This window comes from Hymenobacter coalescens (assembly GCF_054783195.1).
The window spans coordinates 272,504-292,211 of record NZ_BAAGRA010000007.1; the positions used below are offsets into that span (position 1 = coordinate 272,504).

The window sequence follows — 19,708 nt, forward strand, 5'->3', positions numbered from 1 at the left end:
AATTGCAGCCAATGGTTTAGCTTGCGTATCGGTGCGGCGGGCCCAAATGCCGGTTTCAGGGCGTTTGCCGCCACTGTCCGTCTCGGCCTTCCTATCCCTTTCTTTATTGCCTATGCTCCAACGCGTACTCTACGGGTTGAGCCTGAGCCTGCTGGCGGTCCTGCCGGCCGCGGCCCAGCTCACCGATAACTTTGCCGACGGCGATTTCACGCAGAATCCGGCCTGGACCGGCGACGCCGCCGCTTTTCAGGTGACCAGCCAGCAGCTGCAAAGCAACGGACCGGCCGCCACGGGCACCCAGATTCAGCTGGCCGTGCCCACGCAGGCCGTCACCGGGACGGTGTGGGAGTTCTGGGCCAACCTACGCCTGGCCACCTCCAGCGGCAACCTCGCCGACGTGTGGCTGCTGTCGGAGCAGGCCGACCTGAAGAGCGTCTTCAACCGCGGCTACTTCGTGCGCCTCGGCGGTACCCCCGACGAAGTTTCCCTGTTTCGCAAGGACGCCAGCACCAGCCCGGTGTACGTGGTGAACGGGGCCGACGGCACCCTGGCTTCCTCCTCCAACAACCTGGTGCGGGTGCGCGTGACGCGCAGCACCGCCGGCGTGTGGACGCTGGAGCGCGACCTGACCGGCGGCACGGCCTTCGTGAGCGAGGGCAGCGGCACCGACGATCTGTACCAGCGCAGCCAGTACGCGGGCGTGCTGCTGACCTATTCCGCCGCCAACAACCGCAGCTTCTACTTCGACGATTTTCGCATTTCGGACACCACCGCGCCGCTGCTCAGCGGGGCGGCGCCCGTCAGCGGCACCGTGCTCGACGTAACGTTCAACGAGCCGGTGGCTGCCAATACCGCCGCCGGCGCGTTTCGCCTGGCCAGCGGCGCGGTACCCACCAGCGCCGTGCGCGACGCGCAGGACCCGCGCCTCGTGCACCTGACCTTCGCCGGAGCGCTGCCCCTGGGCCCCAGCACGCTGGAGGCGCGCAACGTGGTGGACCTGTACGGCAACGTGGCCACGGGCCCGCTCACGGCCGCTTTCACTTACAACGGCACGCCCATCGTGCCCGGACCCAACCAGCTGCTCATCACCGAAATCATGGCCGATGAGACGCCGGCGGTGGGCTTGCCGGCATCCGAGTTCATCGAAATCCACAACCCCTCAGCCACCAACCCGCTCGACCTGAACGGGGTGCGCCTCACCAAGGCCGGCAGCGGCACCGCGGCCGTGTTTGGGGCCGGCACCACGCTGCTGCCGGGCGAGTACGCGGTGGTGTGCGCCAGCACCCGCTTCACCCAGTTCGCCGGCTTCGGCAAGGTGTTCGGGCTGAACAATTTTCCCTCGCTCAGCAACGCCGGCGACCAGCTGCTGCTGCGCGGCCGCGACGGGCGCCTGCTCTTCGAGGTGAGCTACGCCGATACTTGGTACCGCGACAACCGCAAGAAGGAAGGCGGCTGGACGCTGGAAATGGTGGATACCGGCAACCCCTGCGGCGGCCTGGACAACTGGACGGCCAGCACCGACGTGAGCGGTGGCACACCCGGACGCGCCAACGCGGCCCGCGCCGCCAACCCCGACCGCACGCCGCCCGCTTTGGTGCGGGCCGTAGCTGCCACGCCCACGCTGGTACGCCTGACCTTCGCCGAAAAGCTCGACAGCGCCCTAACCGCTAATGCCAGCTTGTACGCACTGCCCAACGGCGGCCCCGCGGTGCTGCGCGTGACGCCGGTGCCCTTCGATTTTCGCGCCGTGGAGCTGACGCTGGCTGCCCCGCTCACCGTCAATCAGCCCTACGCCGTGACGGTGCAGCGCGCCACCGACTGCGTGGGCAACGCCGCAGGCCCCATCACCTCCGGCACGCTGGTGCTGCCCACCGTGGCGGCCGCCGGCGACGTGGTCGTAAACGAAATCCTCTTCAACCCGCGCACCGATGCCTACGACTTCGTGGAGCTGGTGAACCGCTCCGGTAAATACGTAGACCTGCAAGGTTGGCGCATCGGCCGCGTGCGCCCCGACGGCACCGAAGAGCTGCGTGACATCATCGCGGAACCCTATGTACTGGCGCCCGGGCAGCTGGCCGTGCTCACGGAGCGCCCCGACGTAGTGCAGGCGCAGTACCCCACCAGCCACGACGCGGCCGCCTTTCTGCCGGGCATTTCGCTGCCGACTTTTCCCGATACGGAGGGCACGGTAGTGCTCTACAACGCGCAGGGGCTGCTGATCGAGAAGCTTACCTACACCGAAGCCATGCACCTGGCCCTGCTCGATACGCGCGACGGGGTGTCCTTGGAACGCATCCGGCCGGAAGGCCCTAACGCGGCCGGCAACTTCCACTCGGCCGCCGGCAGCGCGGGCTACGCCACCCCAGGCCGCCGCAACTCGCAGTTTCTGGCCGAGGCGGCCAGCAGCCAGCAGTTTGCGGTGGAGCCCGAGGTGTTCACGCCCGACGAGGACGGGCAGCAGGACTTCACCACCCTCCGCTACCGCCTCGACGCACCCGGCTACGCAGCCAGCGTGACCGTGTACGACGCCCAGGGCCGCCTGACGCGCCGCCTTGTTCGCAACGAAACCCTGCCCACCACGGGCTTTTTCCAGTGGGACGGCCTGACCGACGGTAGCCGCAAAGCCCCCATCGGCTACTACGTGTTGCACATCGAGCTGTACCAGCCCGGCGGCGGGCAGAAAAAAGAGTATAAAAAGACGGTGGTGCTAGGTGCGCGGCTGTAGGCAGATGGCGTGCTGGCCTGGCAATAGAGACGGATAAAACAAACGGCCGTGGTAACGCTGGGTACCACGGCCGTTCGGCTTCTACTGATTTTTCGCAGCGAGGAGCTTATCGCGCAGCCGCGTCGGCAGCCGAAGCAGTTGGCTGCTCCGCCTGGCCCAGCGCCGCCAGCAGTTCGTAGGAGCGGAGCCGGGCGGCCGGGTCGTAGATGTGCGACACCACCAGCAGCTCATCGACCTGCGTAGCGTTGGCGAACTGTTGGACCTGCCGGCGCACCGCCTCGGGGCCGCCCACGAAGGAATAGGCCATCATCATGCGCACCGATTCTTCCTCGATGTCGCCCCAAAGGCCTTCCATGCTGGCCACCGGCGACTGCAGGGGGCGGGAGGTACCCCGCACGATGTTCAGGGCGAGCTGGTAAAAGGACGTGGCCAGTCGCTCGGCTTCCGCGTCGGTATCGGCGGCAATGACGTTGACGCAGGCCGCGGCGTAGGGCTCCTGCAGGTACTGCGAGGGCCGGAAATTCTCGCGGTACAGGTGCAGGGCGGCCTGCAGCTGGGCGGGTGCGAAGTGGCTGGCAAAGGCGAAGGGCAGGCCCAGGTAGGCGGCCAGCTGCGCGCTGTAGGTGCTGGAGCCCAGCAGCCAGACGGGAATATCGAGCCCTTCGCCGGGAATGGCGCGCACGCGGCTGCCGCGGTTGTCGGCCGAGAGGTAGGTGAGCAGTTCCTGCACGTGCTGCGGAAAATCGTTGACCGAGCCCTGCAGGTCGCGGCGCAGGGCCATGGCCGTCAGTTGATCGGTGCCGGGGGCGCGGCCCAGGCCCAGGTCGATGCGGCCGGGGTAGAGCGAGGCCAGCGTGCCGAACTGCTCGGCCACGATGAGCGGGGCGTGGTTGGGCAGCATCACGCCGCCCGAGCCCACGCGGATGGTGGACGTGCCGCCGGCAATGTGGCCGATCAGCACGGCCGTGGCCGAGGAGGCAATGCTGGCCATGTTGTGGTGCTCGGCCAGCCAGAAGCGGCGGTAGCCCCACCGCTCGGCGTGCTGGGCCAATTCCAGGCTGTTGCGAAAGGTATCGGCGGCCGTGTGGCCCTCCGTAATGGCCGCCAGATCCAGAATGGACAGCGGCAGATCGGCGAGGTTGGTAGGCATGCGATTCAATGCTAAGCTGCCAGAACAGCTATTTTGGGCTGCTTGTTTCCGGGAGCTGGTTTTCCGCGTACTTCAGCCGGCTGGCTGACCGTGGGTGCCGCGACAGCCGACCCGGCTCACGGAGGCCAGCGTAATCCGGCGCCAATGGAGTACGTTAAACCCGCGGGCCTTTCCCGCATCCAATCCCCATGACGACGCAACAACAGGTGCAGCACTTGCTGTGGCGGGCCGGGTTCGGGCCGCGCCCGCACGATGTGGCCGCGGGCCTCGCGCCGCGCAAGGTGCTGCGGCAGCTGCTGCGCGACGCCGAAACGTACACCCCGCTCGACAGTCCGCAGATGCGCTACCGGGAGGCGCGGGCCATGAGTCCTACGCCCACGATGGATCTGAAGCAGGACCCGCAGACCCCGGCCCTGGCCAAGGGCGGCCTCACGGCCGAGCAGCGCAAAGAGCAGAACCGCCAGATTCGGGACGCGTTCTACGCCATGAACACCGGCTGGCTGCAGCGCATGGCCACCTCGCCGGCCCAGCTGCGCGAGAAGCTCACGTTCTTCTGGCACGGGCACTTCGCCTGCCGCGTGCGCCGCCCCGACGCGGCTTTGCAGCTCCACAACACCATCCGGCGGCTGGCGCTGGGCAAGTTTCCGGACCTGCTGCTGGCTGTGTCGAAAGAGCCGGCCATGCTGCAGTTTCTCAACAACCAGCAAAACCGCAAGCAGCGCCCCAACGAGAATTTCGCCCGCGAGGTGATGGAGCTGTTTACCATCGGCCGCGGCCACTACACCGAGCAGGACGTGAAGGAGGCGGCCCGCGCCTTTACCGGCTGGGGCTACACGGCCGAAGGGCAGTTTCAGTTCCGGGCCAAGCAGCACGACGACGGCCCGAAAACCTTCCTGGGCCGCACCGGCAACTTCGGTGGCGAAGACATTCTGCGCCTGCTCACGGAGCGTCCCGAAACGGCAACATTCATCACCACCAAGCTCTACCGCTTTTTCGTCAACGAGCAGCCCAACCCGCAGCACATCCGGCCCCTGGCCGAAGCCTTTTACCGCTCGGGCTACGACGTGCAGGACCTGCTGGAGCGGCTGTTTTCGGCCGACTGGTTTTACGCCCCGGCCAACGTGGGCACCCGCATCAAGTCGCCGGTGGAGCTGCTGGTGGGGCTGCAGCGGCAGGCCGGCCTGGCCCCCGCCGACGGGCAGAAGCTCGTATTTTGGCAAAAGGCCCTGGGCCAGACGCTGTTTCAGCCGCCCAACGTGGCGGGCTGGCCGGGCGGGCGCAACTGGATTGATTCGTCGTCCTTGCTGCTGCGGCTGCAGCTGCCGCAGGTGCTGCTCAAGCAGGCCGAAGTCAACATTGCCCTGAAGGAGGACGACAACGACCTGGCCCCGCAGCTGCCGCGCAGCGAGCGGCTCCTGCACAGCCGCGCCCAGGCGCCGCACGAAGCCCCCGTGAGCCTGGCTACGGTGGCGGCGCTGGTGCAGCAGGTGCCCGCCGACCGGCAGCCCGCGGCGCTGGCCGGCTTTCTGCTGCAGGCGCCCCTGCGGCCCGAGAGCCAGACGCTGCTGCAGCAGGCCGCTGCGGCCGGGGCCGCCCCGGCGCAGCGGCTGCGCCAGCAGGTGAGCACGCTGCTGTCGTTGCCGGAATACCAGCTGATGTAGCTCGGACCGGCTGCGCTTTCCCTAACCTTGTTTCCGTGGTGCGCGTCGCACTTTCTTGCCATGACCACTCGCCGCGACTTCCTGAAAACTTCCGCGTTGGCCAGCACCCTGCTGTTCGTGCCGCGCTTCCTGCACCGACTCGACGCGCAGGCCCTGCCCGCGCTGCAGGACGCGGGCGGGCGCCGGCTGGTGGTGGTGCAGCTCGGCGGCGGCAACGACGGCCTGAACACCATCGTGCCGTACCGCAACGACCTGTACTACAAAGCGCGGCCCACCCTGGCCTTGCGCGAGCCAAGCGGCCTGCTGACGCTGGAAAAAGATTTGGCGCTGAACCCGCGCATGACGGCGCTGAAGGGCCTCTACGACCAGGGGCAGCTGACCGTGCTCAACAGCGTGGGCTACCCCAACCCGGACCGCTCGCACTTCCGCTCCATGGACATCTGGCACACCGGCTCGGCCGCTGATGAGTACCTGAGCACCGGCTGGCTTGGGCGCTACCTCGACGCGGCCTGCGCGGGCTGCCCCACCGGCCACACCGGCATCGAGGTCGACGATACGCTGAGCCTGGCCATGAAAGGCGCGGCCCGCAAAGGGCTGGCGCTGAAAAACCCGCAGAAGCTGCGCGACGTCACGCGCAACCACCTGCTGGCCGCCGCCAGCCGCCCGGCCCCCAGCACCGGGCTGAGTGAGCTGGACTACCTCTACAAAACCCTGGCGGAAACCGCTTCCTCGGCTGATTACCTCTACGAGAAAAGCAAGGTCTACCGCTCCCAGGCCCCGTACCCAAATACGGATTTTGCCAAGAGCCTGCGCACCACCGCCGAGCTGATCAACTCCGGCCTCGACACCCGCGTGTACTACGCCTCGCTCACCGGCTTCGACACCCACGTGCGCCAGCAGGAGCAGCAGGGCAAGCTGCTGCAAGACCTCTCCGACGGCCTCGGCGCCTTCGTGGCCGACCTGCAGCAGGCCGGCAACCTCGACAGCACGCTGATCCTGGTGTTTTCTGAGTTTGGCCGGCGCGTGGGCCAGAACGCTAGCAACGGCACCGACCACGGCACGGCCAACAACGTGCTGCTGCTCGGCGGCAAACTGCGCCGGCCCGGCGTAGCCAACGCGGCCCCCGACCTGGCCGACCTCGACGCGGGCGACCTGCGCCACCAGATTGATTTTCGCAGCATTTACGCCAGCGTCCTGCGCGACTGGCTGGGAGCGGACAACCAACATATACTGAGCCGGGACGTGGCGCCTTTGCCTGGCTTGGTATAAACACGCAAAACCCGAACTCGGCAATACCTGCTTGATTGTCAGCGCGTAAAAGACAGGGTCAATGCATTGTTCAACCCCATACTTTGCACAGCCATGCGAGTTCTGTCACCTTCCGCCCACGGCGTCCTGGACTACCTCACGGTGGCCTTCTTCGCGCTGGCGCCCACACTGTTCGACCTGCAGGCGCCGTACGCCACCGCCTTCTACGTATTGGCCGCCGGCTACCTGCTCATTGCGCTGCTGACCGACTACCCACTCGGCGCCATGCGCATGATTCCTTTTCCGCTGCACGGGGGCTTTGAGCTGGTCAGCGGCTTGGTATTCATGGTGCTGCCCTTCGTATTCGGCTTCTCCGACGACCAGCCGGTTGCCCGTAACCTGTTTATCGGCTCTAGTATCTTCTTCCTGCTTTCGTGGCTGATGACCGACTGGAAAGGCGTGGGCACGCACGCCCACGACGGCCGCCGCCACCCCGGCTCCCTGATGACCGATGGGGGCAATGTGCGCCACTAGCCTGTCTGAAAGTAAAAAGCCGGCTGGATACATGTCCAGCCGGCTTTTTTGTGGGATTCAGCGTCAGCGCCGGAACGTGAAGCCGAAAAAGAACTCCCGGTCGGTTTCGCGGTTCAGCGCCAAGTGTGCTCCAAGGTCGAACTGCAGGTTGTCGGTCACGTTGATGATGGGTGCCACGTTGAGGGAGTTGCGCCAGTCCGAGTGCTGCGCGTCCCAGCGCGCCACACCTTCCACCAGAAAGGAAAAGGTGTCGTTGAAGTCGTGTTCCAGGGCCACCGACGGCACCACGCCCAAGTAGTGGCTGGCCGATTCCCGGTCGTATTGCAGCTTGGTTTCCACCTGGCCTTCCAGGTCCCAGTGCGGGCCGAGGTGCACGTCGGCGGGCACAACCAGGCCCGCTTCCACGCCGCCGTCGCCGGCCTGCCCGCCGGTGGGCAGGCGCACGTACCCCACAGCCGCCATGGCCAGCGGGGCTTCGTCGTCATCGCCGAGGAAGTTATGCTTCACGCGGACGGCCACGTCACCGAAGCCGCGGTGCCGCACCCAGTTGGGGTCGTCGGCCATGCGCTGCTTTTGCGATGAATACAGCGGTAGTTCCAGCTGCACGTCGGTGCGGCGGCTCAGCCCCAGCTTGGGCATCAGGTACACTGCGCGCCATTCCCGCTCGCGCTTGTTGTCGTCGCGTCGGTTGATGAGGCGGATGGCGTCGGTTTCCAGCTGAAAATGTCCGGCATCCACGGTATAGGGGCTTTCGGTGGTGCCCGGTCGGTCGGGGCGAAGCTCGCGCAGCTGGTGGCGGGGCACAGGCTTGAAAAGGCTGAAATGCGCCGAATCATACGGCGAGCCGCCGGATTGCGCGTGCCCCGCCGTGCACCACAGCAGGGCTCCGGCAAGGGTGAGAAATCGGTACATGGGAAGGGGGGAGGAAATGGTATTCTTCCCCGCATACGCATCCGCCGCACCACAGATGTGCTGCCGGGTTCCACTGGTCGGAATTCCGTACTTATAGCGTGTAGCGCAAGCCCAAGAAGCCTCTGCGCCCCTGCAAAGGTGCGTAGTTATACTCGGTGTCGAAAGTGTAGCCGTTGGGATTATCCTGGGTGATGTGCTTATCGAAAGGATCGAAGGCGCGCAGCAGCACGTGGCGCGGCAGAAAGTTCAGCAGGTTTTTCACGCCGCCGTAGAGCTGCAGGCGCTGTCCCAGCTGCTTGGTCGCCTGCACGTTCTGCAGCGAGAACCACGGCGAGCGGGCCGGACGGTAATCCAGCGGCTGCACCGGCAGGTGCATGGGGCCGTTTACCTGACCGGTGTAGTCAACGGTGAGGCCCCAGCGCGGCACCGCGTACGTGGCCGCGTACGTGCCCGAGAAGCCGGGCGTCTGCACCTGCCGTAGACGCTCGGCCTGGCCCGGTTCCCGCCGGTACACGTCGAGCAGCGTCACGCCCGCAATGAGCTTGAGGTCGGGCAGTACGGTCCAGTCCGCGTTCAGCGTGAGGCCGCGCGAAACAGCGTAGCCCTGCAGGTTGCGGTAGATGATCTGGTTAGGGTCGGTGTCGTAATCGGGCAGGATCTTGTTGGTGAAGTAGGTCCAGAACAGGCTGCCGTCGAGCAGCAGCGGCCGGGTGTCGGGGCCCAGCTGGTGGGTGTAGTTGAGGGTCGCGTTCCAGGAGCGCTCCGGCTGCAGGCGCTCGGCCACCACCACCTGGCGGGCGCCGGTGAGGGCGGCGTGGTCTTCGGTGAAGAGGTTCACCACGCGAAAGCCGTTGCCAGCCCCGAGGCGCAGTACCCGGCGCCCGTCCAGCGTCCCCCACTTGTAATTGACGCGGCCGGAGGGTACGGCGCCGTGGCGCGGGTCGTAATCAAGGCGCAAGCCGGTGAGCAGCGTCGCGTGGATGTTCAGGTGCCATTCGTCCTGGGCAAACAGGCCGGGCAGCCGCACCACGTCGGGCCGACTGCGGCCGGTTTCGCCCGAGGCGGTGGCGGGCGTGTTGTCGTCGTACCAGGTATAGCGGTAGGCTGCGCCGAGCAGCAGCTGGTGCTGCACGCTCAGGGTGCGCAGCCAGGTGAGCTGCCCGAAGCCCACGTGCTGGGTGGCGGTGTAGCGGGTGGTGCCGTACACCGAGTTCTGGTGGTGGCGGTTGTAGGAGCCGCTGAGCAACATTTTCTGCCCCTGGACCGGCAGCTGATACTGGCCCAGCAGCTCGTAGCGGCCGGTGTAGATGCTCTCTCCGTACACGCTGTCGGTGCCCCGGAACTCCGGCCGCCAGCCCAACTGCCCGCCGAAGCGGTCCTCGTAGTAGTAGCGCGCCGCCAGGTTGGCCACCCGGTCCTCGGGGCGGCTCAGGCTCCATTTGTTGAACACGGTGGCCCGGTGCTGCGTGGGCACGTCGGTGAAGCCGTCGTGGTTCACGTCGCGGCGCTGGTTGTAGCCGAAGAGGTTGGCGGTGAGCAGCGTATTGGCTTTGCCCACGCGCGCGGCCGTGCCGCCGTCCACGTTCAGCTCGCCGAAGCTGGTGCCGAACACGTCCACCGCCAGCGGCGCGGCTTTCTGCGGATTCTTGGTAATCACGTTAATCAGTCCGCCCACGGCTTCCGAGCCGTACAGCGTGGAGGCCGGGCCCTTCACCACTTCCACGCGCTCCACCATGCTGTTCGGAATGCCGCTCAGCCCGTACACCGTGCTCAGCGCCGAGACGATGGGCATGCCGTCGATGAGCACCATGGTATAAGGCCCTTCGAGCCCGTTGATGTGAATGTCGCCGGTGTTGCACACGCTGCAGTTCAGCTGCGGCCGCACGCCGTTCACCATGGTCAGGTTCTCAAACAGGCAAGGGGAGGGGTTTTTCTGAAAAAACTTCGGCGTGTAGAGCTCCACCGGCACCGGCGACTCGCTTTTGATGACTTCGCCCAGCGTCCCACTGATAACCACTTCGGCCGTTTCGTTGCTGGTCGGCAGCAGCAGCAGCGTGACTTCTGCGGTTTGGCCAGCCTGCACCGTCACGCTGCGCTCGGCCAGCCGGTAGCCCAGGGCCGTTACCACCAGTTGGTAGCTGCCCGCGGGAATTTTGCCCAGCGTGAATCCGCCGCGTTCATCGGCCGTGGTGCCGTGCGTGGTGCCTTTCAGCCCGACGCTGGCAAACGGCACGGCTTGGCTTGCTGACCGCGCCGTCCCGCGAATAGTACCCGTTTGGGCCTGGACCGCAGTGGCCAGCATCCCCCAAAGCAGCAAGGCAAGTAAGACTTTGTGCATGATTTTAGCTGTGGCTGATGATTATATTTAGATGCGTCTAAATCGCGGAAAAGGCGCAAAAAAGCGGAATCAGGCCAGGCCCGATTCCGCCGTGGTTTAGTCCAGGAAGGTCTGAATCAGCAAGTGCCCGTTTAGCAGAATGATGATGACAGATATGGCCCAGGCCGTGTACTTAAGCCAGGGACGGTTCACGAAGCGGCCCATCTTCTGACGGTCAGAAGTGAAGAGCACCAGCGGCACCACCGCAAAGCTCAGCTGCAGCGACAGGATTACCTGGCTGAGCACCAGCAACTCGCCCGTGCCTTTCTCGCCGTAGATCAGCGTGACGATAAACGCCGGTACCACCGCAATCAGCCGCGTAATCAGGCGCCGAAGCCAGGGCTTGAGCTTCAGGTTTAGGAAACCCTCCATCACGATCTGGCCCGCCAGGGTGCCGGTCAGCGTCGAGTTCTGGCCCGACGCCAGCAGGGCCACGGCAAACAGCACGCTGGCTGCCCCAGCACCTAGTACGGGGGTGAGCAGTTCGTACGCTTGGTTGATGTCGGCCACGTCGTGGCGGCCGGTGCGGTGGAAGGCCGCGGCGGCCAGCACCAGAATGGCCGCGTTGACGAAGAAAGCCAGAAACAGCGCCACCGTCGAATCGATGGTGGCAAACCGCACGGCCATGCGCTTGCCTGCGTCGTTGCGCTCAAAGGCCCGCGTCTGCACGATGCTGGAGTGCAAGTACAGGTTGTGGGGCATCACCGTGGCGCCCAGGATGCCAATGGCCACGTAGAGCATGGCAGGATTGGTTACTATCTCCCGTTGGGGCACCAGCCCGGCCGCCAGTGCAGCCCATTCTGGTTTCGAGACGATTACCTCATAGGCGAAGCAACCGAAAATCACCACGATAAGCCCCGCCACGAGGGATTCGATGATGCGGAACCCCCGGTTCTGGAAGTACAGTACCACCAGCACGTCGAGGATGGTGAGCAGCACGCCCACGGTTAGCGGAATGCCGAATAGCAGATTGAGCGCAATGGCCGAGCCGATGACTTCCGCCAGGTCGCAGGCAGCAATAGCGACTTCGCAGAGCACCCACAAGACCATGGCGACCGGCTTGGAGTAATGGTCGCGGCAGGCCTGGGCCAGGTCGCGGCCCGTGACGATGCCCAACTTGGCCGCCAAATGCTGCAGCAGCATGGCAAACAGGTTGGAGAGCAGAATAACCGACAGCAGCGTGTAGCCGTATCTGGCGCCACCGGCAATATCGGTCGCCCAGTTGCCGGGGTCCATGTAGCCGACGGCCACCATGAGGCCGGGACCCCAGAAAGCCAGTAGCTTACGCCAGAAAGAAGCCCCGTAGCTAGGCACGCTCACGGACGCATGAACATCGGCCAGCGACGGCGCATGACGCGCCTGCCGCCAGCCCGCATCGACGTCTAAGTCGGGGGCGTGTTTGGGGGTGGTGGCCGGCGGGGTATCGGTTGAGAGCATCAAGGCAGGATGTTTAAGCTAGACAAAGGTAATTTAGTCTGGTCTAACTTTTTTTTTAAGCTGCCTTAATTACTTCTTTTTGGTCAAAAGGTTTTGTGCGCGGCTCACTTGGCTAGGCACAACAGCCAGATTGCAGCGGAGAACGGGACTGACGTCCGCCATGCGGCAGGCAGTCTGAATAAGTCCCACGCGAACAATAAAAAAGGCGCTGCGGACCGCAGCGCCTTTTTTAGCGAAAGGAGGGGTGGAATTAGCGCACCAGCTCTACCCAGCCTTTGGTCACTTTGCCGTCGCGGGCAGTGATGTGGTAGTAGTACACGCCGGCCGGTTGGCTTTCGCCGTCCCAATCGTTGTTGTAGTTACTGAACTCCTTCACCTTGCGGCCCCAGCGGTTAAAGATTTCCACTTTGTTGCCTTCCTGCTCGGCTTGCACGATAAAGGTATCGTTGAGGCCGTCTTTGTTAGGCGTAAATACGTTCGGCACGTCCAGTTGGGGCACCGTTACGGTGAAGCGGGCAATCGATTCGGGGCAGGTGGCACCGGGGGTGCGGTTGGCTACGCTCAGGCGAATCTCGTAGAGGCCGGGCTTCATCAGCGTCAGCGGGCCCGGGGCCAGGCGGCCCGAGAAGCGTACGGGCTGCTCGTTAAGCCGTTGGCCTTTGCCATCGGTCGTCCGCTGGTAGGTCCACCGCACCGAGTCAATGCCCACGGCCGTTACCACGTTGTTCACGCGCGACTGGTTAGTGAAGGTAAACACGCGGGGCGGGCGGTTGAAGCGGCTGTTGGGCGCCGCCGCCGAGTCGGTGCGGAACGCGGCTACTACCTGCGGGGCTACCCGCACGCGGATCGAGGTGGTGTCGCCGCACAGGCCGGGCGAGAAGCCCGTGGTAGGTGCAATGCGCAGGCGGTAACGGGTGGTTTGGGTCGGCCTTACCGTGATGTTCTGCTTGTTCTGATCGGCGGGGGCCAAGCCATTGGCCGGCTGCCAGGTGTAGGTGTAGGTTTGCAGGCCGTTGCGCACCGAGTCGGGGCGTACCACCGAACCGCGCAGATCCACAGAAGTGCCGTAGCAGATGATTGGGTTAGCGCTGTTCTGGCCGCCGCCTGCCGCCGCTACTGCCGTAGCAAATTCGCCGCGCAGCACCCGAATGACCAGAATACGGTTCTGTACCGCTTTCACCGGGCAGGCGTTGTCTTCGACGCGGATCGGAATGCGTACCACCGTGCCCACCAGCTGCGGAGAAGGCTGGAAGTAGAAAGTGGCTACCGGGCTGGTCGTGCCATTGCCCGACAGGGCGTAGCCATTCGGTACGATAACGTCGGCGAGGGGAGCCAGCGCAGCCGAGGGAATGGTCACCGTCAATTGCTGGTTCGGGTTCGGGTCGGTGAAGCGCACGCGTACCTGCGAGTAGTTGCAGGAGTATACCGTGATGAAAGTCGAGTCAGCCGAGTTGACCGTACCGGTGTTTGAGCCGGGGGTAACCCCTACGGCCACGGGCGGGTTTGGCACGGTGTTGCCACCGCAGTCGATGATGATAATCAGCATGTCCCGGCGCACCGAACCCACTTTGTAATAGCGGCCGTTGATCTTGCGGTATTCGGTCACCTTACCCACCACCGTGTATTTGTTACGGCCGGCCGAGGGGGCCGTGTTCGGGTAGTACAGGGCCGGGGTGAAGGTGAAGCTGCCCAGCTGGTCGTTGAACAGGAAGTTCGGGGTGCCCTGCTGCACCGGGCAGGCGCCGGTAGCAGTGTAGGAGAAGATCGGGAGCGTGGGCGAGTAGTTCTGCGAGCTGTTCGTGCCCAGGTCGATGTAGCAGCCGGGGGTAGTGGGGTGACGGATGATGCCCGTGCCGCCATCGATGGCTTGGTAAGTCGAGAAGTCGTTGCAGCCTTCTAAGGGGCGGTCCAGCGCGTACACCAGCGAGTCACCGTCCGGCTCGAAGGTCGAGAAGGTGAGGGTCGTACGCTGACTCACGCACACGAACGGAACCGGAACGTCCTGGGGCTGGTACTGCGGCGAAGTGTTCTGGATGGTTTGCTGGGTGCTGCCAACCTGGAGTTGGTTGTTCAGCGTGGCCTCGAAGCGCAGGGTGGTGTTGCCGCCGATGTTCTCAATGGACGGGCGGGCGCTGATCTGCACGCTCAAGGTCCATTCTTCTGCGGGGGGCAGGGTCACGTCGGCAGTGTAGCGGGCCGTTTCGTAGTTGGCGTACTGGCTGGAGGAGGAGCAGACGTTGGCCCCGGCCAGGGTGCTGCAGTAAGGCGTGCCGGAGGTAAGCTGGCCGCGCAGCAGCGGGGTGGTGAAGTTGCGCGAGTCGTTGCTGGAGCACGAGGTAGTGGGTGAGCCTACCCGGCAGTTGAGCGTCAGCGAAGCTTCGGTGGAGAGGGTGGAGGAGCAGTCGCGGAAGTAGCGACAGGTTACGCGGTAGCGGTTGTTGCCAAGGGCCTCATAGGTCAACTCCCCGCCCTGGGCGTGCGTGGCGTACGCCCGCTGGGAGCCAACCATCAGGAGGCACCAGGCAGTGAGCAGTAAGAGAGAAGCGCGTAAGAGTTGCTTCATGTGTGAAGTGGGTTGAAGGGAAACAATGGACCTGGGTGGGTGACTGATTTTGCTGCGTAAGATAAAGACAATTGCATCTTATCCAGCAAACTCGGCTTTAAACCTTTATTGTGCTTAGCAAATATTTTACCAGCTTTTACGCCGGTTGCACCGTGGATAAAAAAAAGTTCCCGGTCGAGTTTTGTTTTTTATATCACTTTGATAGGATTAGCTTTAAGCGCCTCATAGAGTGTCGTTACACCACTGCGGGCTGTTCTTACCACCCTTAACCCCCTTTTCATGCGAAAAACTCTACGCATGCAGACCACACCTTCACCCAGGCGCGGACTGCTTTCGTGGTGGCTACCTGTGTTGCTGTGGCTGGCCTCGGCCAGTGCCTGGGCGCAGTCCGTCACCATCGGCTCCACCACCGTGCCGGTAGTCACACCGGCTACCAGCTCGCCGTACTTCGGGCCTCTGTACCGATTCTCGGCGACGTCGACCACCGTTAATTCCCGCCACGCCTACCTGTACAGCGCGGCCGAACTAGGCCTGCCGATCGGGGCGACCATTACCCAACTGGATTGGCTGAAATCGGATGCGGGCGGTGCCACCGGCAACAACGTATTCAACGTATGGCTGGGCAACACTTCCAACGCCACGCTAACGACGGGCACCGCTTGGTCGGCGCTGACGGCGCAGGCCACGCAGGTGTATGCGGCCACCGCCCAACAGGTATCGGGGGCTGCCGGTGCGTACTTCGGCGTAGCGCCCACCACCAGCTTCGTGTACACGGGCGGCAACCTGCTGATCCTGACGGACTGGGCGCTGTCGAGCACCACCAACGCGCCCAACGCTATTGAGTTCGTCACCAACCCGGCTACCGGCCAAGCCATCGGCACGGCCAGCGGCTCGGCCCTGACGAACACTACCACGCTGAGCACCACTACCTACGGCAACCGCCGCCCCACGCTGCGCGTGACGTACACGCCGCCGCCGGCCTGCACAGCGCCGCCCACGGCGGGCACGGTGCTGGCTTCCAGTACAAGCGTGTGCGCCAATTCGCCCGTCAGCTTCACGCTGCAGGGCGCTTCGTTCGGCACGGGCCTGACCTACCAGTGGCAGAGCTCGGCCAACGGCACGACCTACACCAACATCAGCGGCGCGACCAACCCAAACTACTCGGCCAGCTCGCTGACCGCCTCGACCTACTTCCGGGCCGTGCTGAGCTGCTCGGGCCAGTCGGCTACGACGCCGGCCGTGCAGGTAACCGTATCCAACCCGACCTACGCGACCCTGCCGTTCGCCACCAGCTTTGAAAGCGCGTGGATTGACGGCTGTGCCACCCGCGACATCCCGTCGAACAACTGGCGCAACACGCCAAGCACAGGCAACAATTCATGGCGCCGCGACGATGACGCCACGGCTGCCGGCTGGACAAACCCGACCTCGTACGGGTACACTCCGGCGGCCAGCCAGGGGAGCCGCTCGGCCCGTTTCCACAGCGGATACTCGACCGCCGGCCAGATCGGCACGATGGACCTGTACGTGAACCTGAGCGCGGCCGGTACCAAAGTGCTGACCTTCGATTACATCAACACGAGCGGCACCGACTCGCTGTCGGTGCAGGTGTCGACGGACGGCGGGGCCACGTTTGGCCCGGCGCTGTTCCGCCAGGGCATCTCGGCGGCCTGGACGCCCAAGAGCGTGTCCTTCACGGCCACCTCGGCCACGGCGGTTATTCGCTTTCGCGCCCGCGCCGACTTCGGCTCGACCGACATCGGCCTGGATAACGTGTCGCTGGACGTGCTGAGCGGTGTGCCGAACTGCGCGAGCAACCTCTCGCCCGCCAACAACGCCACCGGCGTACTGCGCCCCGTGACGCTGACGTGGTCGAGCGGCGGCGGCGTCGCCACCGGCTACGACGTGTACTTCGGCACCACGTCCACGCCGCCGCTGGTAAGCAGCAACCAGGCGGCTACGAGCTACACGCCCGCCGGTACCCTGCTCCCCGGCACGGTTTACTACTACCAGATCGTGCCGCGCAACGCCAACGGCGCCGCTACCGGCTGCGCCGTAAGCCAGTTCACGACGAGCACCACTTTCCAGTACTGCAGCGCCAACCTGGGCTCGTACTGCGGCACGGCCGACATCACGACGGTAACCGTGCCCACGACGACGCTGAACAACGCCGGCACGACCTGCTCCGTGAGCAACGGCAGCGGCTACACGGCGTACCCGGCCTCGGGCAGCACCACGGCAACGTTACTGCCCGGCGCTACTTACCAGCTGAGCGTGACGACCTCGGCGGCGGCCATCGTATCGGTTTGGGTCGACTACAACCAAAACGGTACCTACGAAGCCAGCGAATGGACGCAGGTGTCGACCGCCACGACGGCCAACCAGGCTACCACGGTGAGCATCACCGTACCCGGCTCGGCCGCCAGCGGCCAGACGGGCCTGCGCGTGCGCAGCCGCAGCACCGGCAGCCCCAACGGCGCCACCGACGCTTGCACGGAGTTTTTCTCCGGTGAAACCGAGGACTATATCGTGACCATCGCGCCGGGGGCGCCGTGCACCGCGCCGCCCACAGCTGGCACTGTTACGGCAAGCGCCACCAGCATCTGTGTGCCCACGGCCGTGACGCTGGGCCTGCAGGGCGCTTCGTTCGGTTCGGGCCTGACCTACCAGTGGCAGAGCTCGACCAACGGCACGACCTACACCGACATCAGCGGCGCGACCCGCTCGAGCTACGTGACGGCCCCGGTGACGGCCACGACTTACTTCCGGGCCGTGCTGAGCTGCTCGGGCCAGTCGGCTACTTCGACCCCGATCCAAGTGACGCTGAACGCGCCGGCCTACGCCGCGCTGCCGGTGCTCGAAAACTTCGACAACACCTGGGTGAGCGTTTGCGCCACCCGGGAGGTACCCTCGAACAACTGGCGGATGACGGCTGACCCGGCCGACGTAGACGCCTCGTGGCGCCGCAGTGATGACGGCGCGTCGGCCGGTTGGACTTCCCCGACGGGCGGTGCCTACTCCCCCCTGGCCAGCCAAGGCCTCCACTCGGCCCGCTTCCACAGCTACTACGCCGACGACAACAAAGTTGGTACGCTGGACCTGTACGCCAACCTGAGCGCGACCGGCAACAAGCGCCTGACGTTTGACTTCATCAATCCTTCGGGCGACGACTCGTTGACGGTGCACGTCTCCACGGACGGCGGCCTCACCTTCGGGCCGGCCCTGGTGCGTTTGAACACGGCCACCGCCTGGAGCAGCCGGGTATTGCAACTGACCACCACCTCGGCTACGGCCGTCATCCGCTTCCGGGGCGTGGGCGACTTCGGGGCCAACGACATTGGCTTGGACAACGTCCGCGTCGAATCGGCCAACGGCTGCCTCTCGCCGGCGGGCCTGGCAGTGGGTACCACCACTACCACCACGGCCGTCCTGAGCTGGGCGGCGGGTGGCACGGGCACCTACACCGTCGAGTACGGCCCCATCGGCTTCCAGCCGGGCAGCGGTACCTCGGTACCGGGCATTACTGGCACGACCACCACGCTGACGGGCCTGACGCCCGGTACGCCGTACCAGTTCTACGTGACGCAGAACTGCGGCGCTACCACGTCGGCCGCCGGCGGTCCGGTCGTATTCAATACGCAGATTGTCAACGACGACCCGAGCGGCGCCGTGACGCTGAACGTCGGCACCTCTTGCACGCCGACCAACGGTACCAACGTGGGGGCTACCACCACTACTGTAAATGGCTACGCCAACCCGGGCAGTGGCGCCACCGGCTGCGGCATTGCCGGCACGCCCAAGGACGTGTGGTTTAAGTTTACCACGGCCGCTACGGGTCCGACCAGCACGGCCGTGCGCATCAGCGTAACGGGCGTACCGGCCAGCCAGCTGCGCGCCTTCTCGGCTGCCAGCGCTGCTGGTCCGTTCACCCAGATTGGCTGTTCTTCGACGAGCAGCACGGCGGCCGCGCCCAACCTGGATCTGAGTTCCCTGACCCCGTCGACGACGTACTACGTGCGCGTTTCGGGCTACGGCAGCTCCGACCCGCAAGGGCCGTTCACCATCTGCGCTTCGTTGCTGCCGAACTGCGCGGCGCCGGTAGCTCCGGATGCTTCGGGTGTGACCAGCAACTCCGCTACACTCGTATGGGGCGGTGTGCAGTCCACGGGCTCCACGTACGAAATCCAGTACGGTGCTCCCGGCTTCACGCTGGGCCAGGGCACCACGGCCGGCGGCGTCACGGGGCAAACGACTACGCTGGCGGCGCTGACCGCGAATACGGACTACTGCTTCTACGTGCGGCAGAACTGCGGCACGACCAACGGCTTCAGCGCCTGGGTGGGCCCGACCTGCTTCCGTACCAACGTGGCCGCTGCCACCAACGATGAGCCTTGCACGGCCATTGCGGCTACGGTAGGGCCGAACGGCTACGTAACGGGCATGAACGGTACCACGGTGGGAGCCACCACCAGCACGGGCGGCGGTCTGGGCGGCTTGCTGCCGGCCTGCTCGCCCGCCTCGGGCCCGAAAGATGTGTGGTTCACCGTGACGCTGCCGGCTGGGCAGACCTCGATGAGCGCCGTGTTCAACGGTAACGCGGCCGGTATGGTGCGCGTCTTCACGGCGGCCAACTGCTCGACTGCTTTCACGCAGGTGGGCTGCCAGGCTGCTACTGCTGCCAACACGAGCGTGGGCCGCGTAACCTTCACGGGCCTCACGGCGGGTACGCTGTACTACGTGGCCGTATCGGGCTACGGCTCCGGCGACACGCCGGGGGGCTTCACCATCCTTTCTTCGCGCAACCAGCAGCTGGCCGGTGGCCAGGTGGACATCTTCCCGAACCCCGTCGCCGGGGGCTCGGCGCTGAACTTGCGCATCAAAGGGGCCAAGCTGGGCACGCTGCGCTGCGAGGTGCTGAATATTCTGGGCCAAGTGGTGCTGACGCGCTCCGCCGAAGTACGCAACAGCAGCTTCGAGCAGAGCCTGAACACCACCGGTTTGGCGAAAGGCCTGTACCAAGTGCGCCTGAGCATCGGCAACGAAACGATGGTTCAGAAAGTGATAGTTGATTAATAGGAACCTTCTATTATTGAAAAGACAG

10 protein-coding genes are annotated in these 19,708 nt (G+C 65.1%); 5 read left to right on the plus strand and 5 right to left on the minus strand.

Going from position 1 to position 19,708, the window contains the following annotated elements:
* Positions 1–112: 112 nt before the first annotated feature.
* Positions 113–2,725, plus strand: coding sequence for a lamin tail domain-containing protein (locus ACYVKQ_RS06695; RefSeq protein ID WP_460576920.1), 2,613 nt, complete (start codon positions 113–115; stop codon positions 2,723–2,725).
* 106 nt (positions 2,726–2,831) lie between these two features.
* Here the strand turns inward: ACYVKQ_RS06695 and ACYVKQ_RS06700 are convergent, their stop codons facing one another.
* Positions 2,832–3,875, minus strand: coding sequence for an LLM class flavin-dependent oxidoreductase (locus ACYVKQ_RS06700; protein ID WP_460576922.1), 1,044 nt, complete (start codon positions 3,873–3,875; stop codon positions 2,832–2,834).
* A 188-nt stretch (positions 3,876–4,063) separates the two neighbouring features.
* On the opposite strand from ACYVKQ_RS06700, the gene ACYVKQ_RS06705 reads away from it, so the two are divergent.
* The 3 genes from ACYVKQ_RS06705 (at position 4,064) to ACYVKQ_RS06715 (ending at position 7,318) form a co-directional block, all read left to right on the plus strand.
* Positions 4,064–5,536 carry a DUF1800 domain-containing protein gene (locus ACYVKQ_RS06705; RefSeq protein ID WP_460576924.1) on the plus strand — a complete coding sequence of 491 codons (1,473 nt, stop codon included), beginning with the start codon at positions 4,064–4,066 and terminating at the stop codon, positions 5,534–5,536.
* Between the two features lie 60 nt (positions 5,537–5,596).
* A complete protein-coding gene (locus tag ACYVKQ_RS06710; RefSeq protein WP_460576926.1) occupies positions 5,597–6,805 on the plus strand; it encodes a DUF1501 domain-containing protein in 1,209 nt (402 codons plus the stop codon).
* A gap of 93 nt (positions 6,806–6,898) precedes the next feature.
* The gene (locus ACYVKQ_RS06715) at positions 6,899–7,318 is read left to right on the plus strand and encodes an SPW repeat domain-containing protein (RefSeq protein WP_460576928.1); all 420 of its coding nucleotides are present in this window, start codon (positions 6,899–6,901) and stop codon (positions 7,316–7,318) included.
* Positions 7,319–7,381: 63 nt separating this feature from the next.
* On the opposite strand, the gene ACYVKQ_RS06720 is transcribed toward ACYVKQ_RS06715, so the two are convergent.
* The 4 genes from ACYVKQ_RS06720 to ACYVKQ_RS06735 form a co-directional block, all read right to left on the minus strand.
* A complete protein-coding gene (locus tag ACYVKQ_RS06720) occupies positions 7,382–8,230 on the minus strand; it encodes a transporter (RefSeq protein ID WP_460576930.1) in 849 nt (282 codons plus the stop codon).
* Positions 8,231–8,321: 91 nt separating this feature from the next.
* Entirely contained in the window at positions 8,322–10,568 is a 2,247-nt protein-coding gene (locus ACYVKQ_RS06725; protein WP_460576931.1) for a TonB-dependent receptor, read from the minus strand.
* 96 nt (positions 10,569–10,664) lie between these two features.
* Positions 10,665–12,044, minus strand: a complete 1,380-nt coding sequence (locus tag ACYVKQ_RS06730; protein ID WP_460576933.1) for a divalent metal cation transporter — start codon at positions 12,042–12,044, stop codon at positions 10,665–10,667.
* Between the two features lie 250 nt (positions 12,045–12,294).
* Complete coding sequence (locus tag ACYVKQ_RS06735) at positions 12,295–14,607, minus strand: gliding motility-associated C-terminal domain-containing protein (protein ID WP_460576935.1); 2,313 nt, start codon at positions 14,605–14,607, stop codon at positions 12,295–12,297.
* A 279-nt stretch (positions 14,608–14,886) separates the two neighbouring features.
* Between ACYVKQ_RS06735 and ACYVKQ_RS06740 the strand changes: the two genes are divergently transcribed.
* Positions 14,887–19,680, plus strand: a complete 4,794-nt coding sequence (locus ACYVKQ_RS06740; protein WP_460576937.1) for a fibronectin type III domain-containing protein — start codon at positions 14,887–14,889, stop codon at positions 19,678–19,680.
* Positions 19,681–19,708 lie beyond the last annotated feature (28 nt).

Bases quoted from the DNA above. Each gene is read 5' to 3' on its own strand.
- ACYVKQ_RS06700 (WP_460576922.1), bottom strand. From the start codon at position 3,875: ATGCCTACCAACCTCGCCGATCTGCCGCTGTCCATTCTGGATCTGGCG.
- ACYVKQ_RS06705 (WP_460576924.1), top strand. From the start codon at position 4,064: ATGACGACGCAACAACAGGTGCAGCACTTGCTGTGGCGGGCCGGGTTC.
- ACYVKQ_RS06740 (WP_460576937.1), top strand. From the start codon at position 14,887: ATGCGAAAAACTCTACGCATGCAGACCACACCTTCACCCAGGCGCGGA.
- ACYVKQ_RS06735 (WP_460576935.1), bottom strand. From the start codon at position 14,607: ATGAAGCAACTCTTACGCGCTTCTCTCTTACTGCTCACTGCCTGGTGC.
- ACYVKQ_RS06710 (WP_460576926.1), top strand. From the start codon at position 5,597: ATGACCACTCGCCGCGACTTCCTGAAAACTTCCGCGTTGGCCAGCACC.
- ACYVKQ_RS06695 (WP_460576920.1), top strand. From the start codon at position 113: ATGCTCCAACGCGTACTCTACGGGTTGAGCCTGAGCCTGCTGGCGGTC.
- ACYVKQ_RS06715 (WP_460576928.1), top strand. From the start codon at position 6,899: ATGCGAGTTCTGTCACCTTCCGCCCACGGCGTCCTGGACTACCTCACG.
- ACYVKQ_RS06730 (WP_460576933.1), bottom strand. From the start codon at position 12,044: ATGCTCTCAACCGATACCCCGCCGGCCACCACCCCCAAACACGCCCCC.
- ACYVKQ_RS06720 (WP_460576930.1), bottom strand. From the start codon at position 8,230: ATGTACCGATTTCTCACCCTTGCCGGAGCCCTGCTGTGGTGCACGGCG.
- ACYVKQ_RS06725 (WP_460576931.1), bottom strand. From the start codon at position 10,568: ATGCACAAAGTCTTACTTGCCTTGCTGCTTTGGGGGATGCTGGCCACT.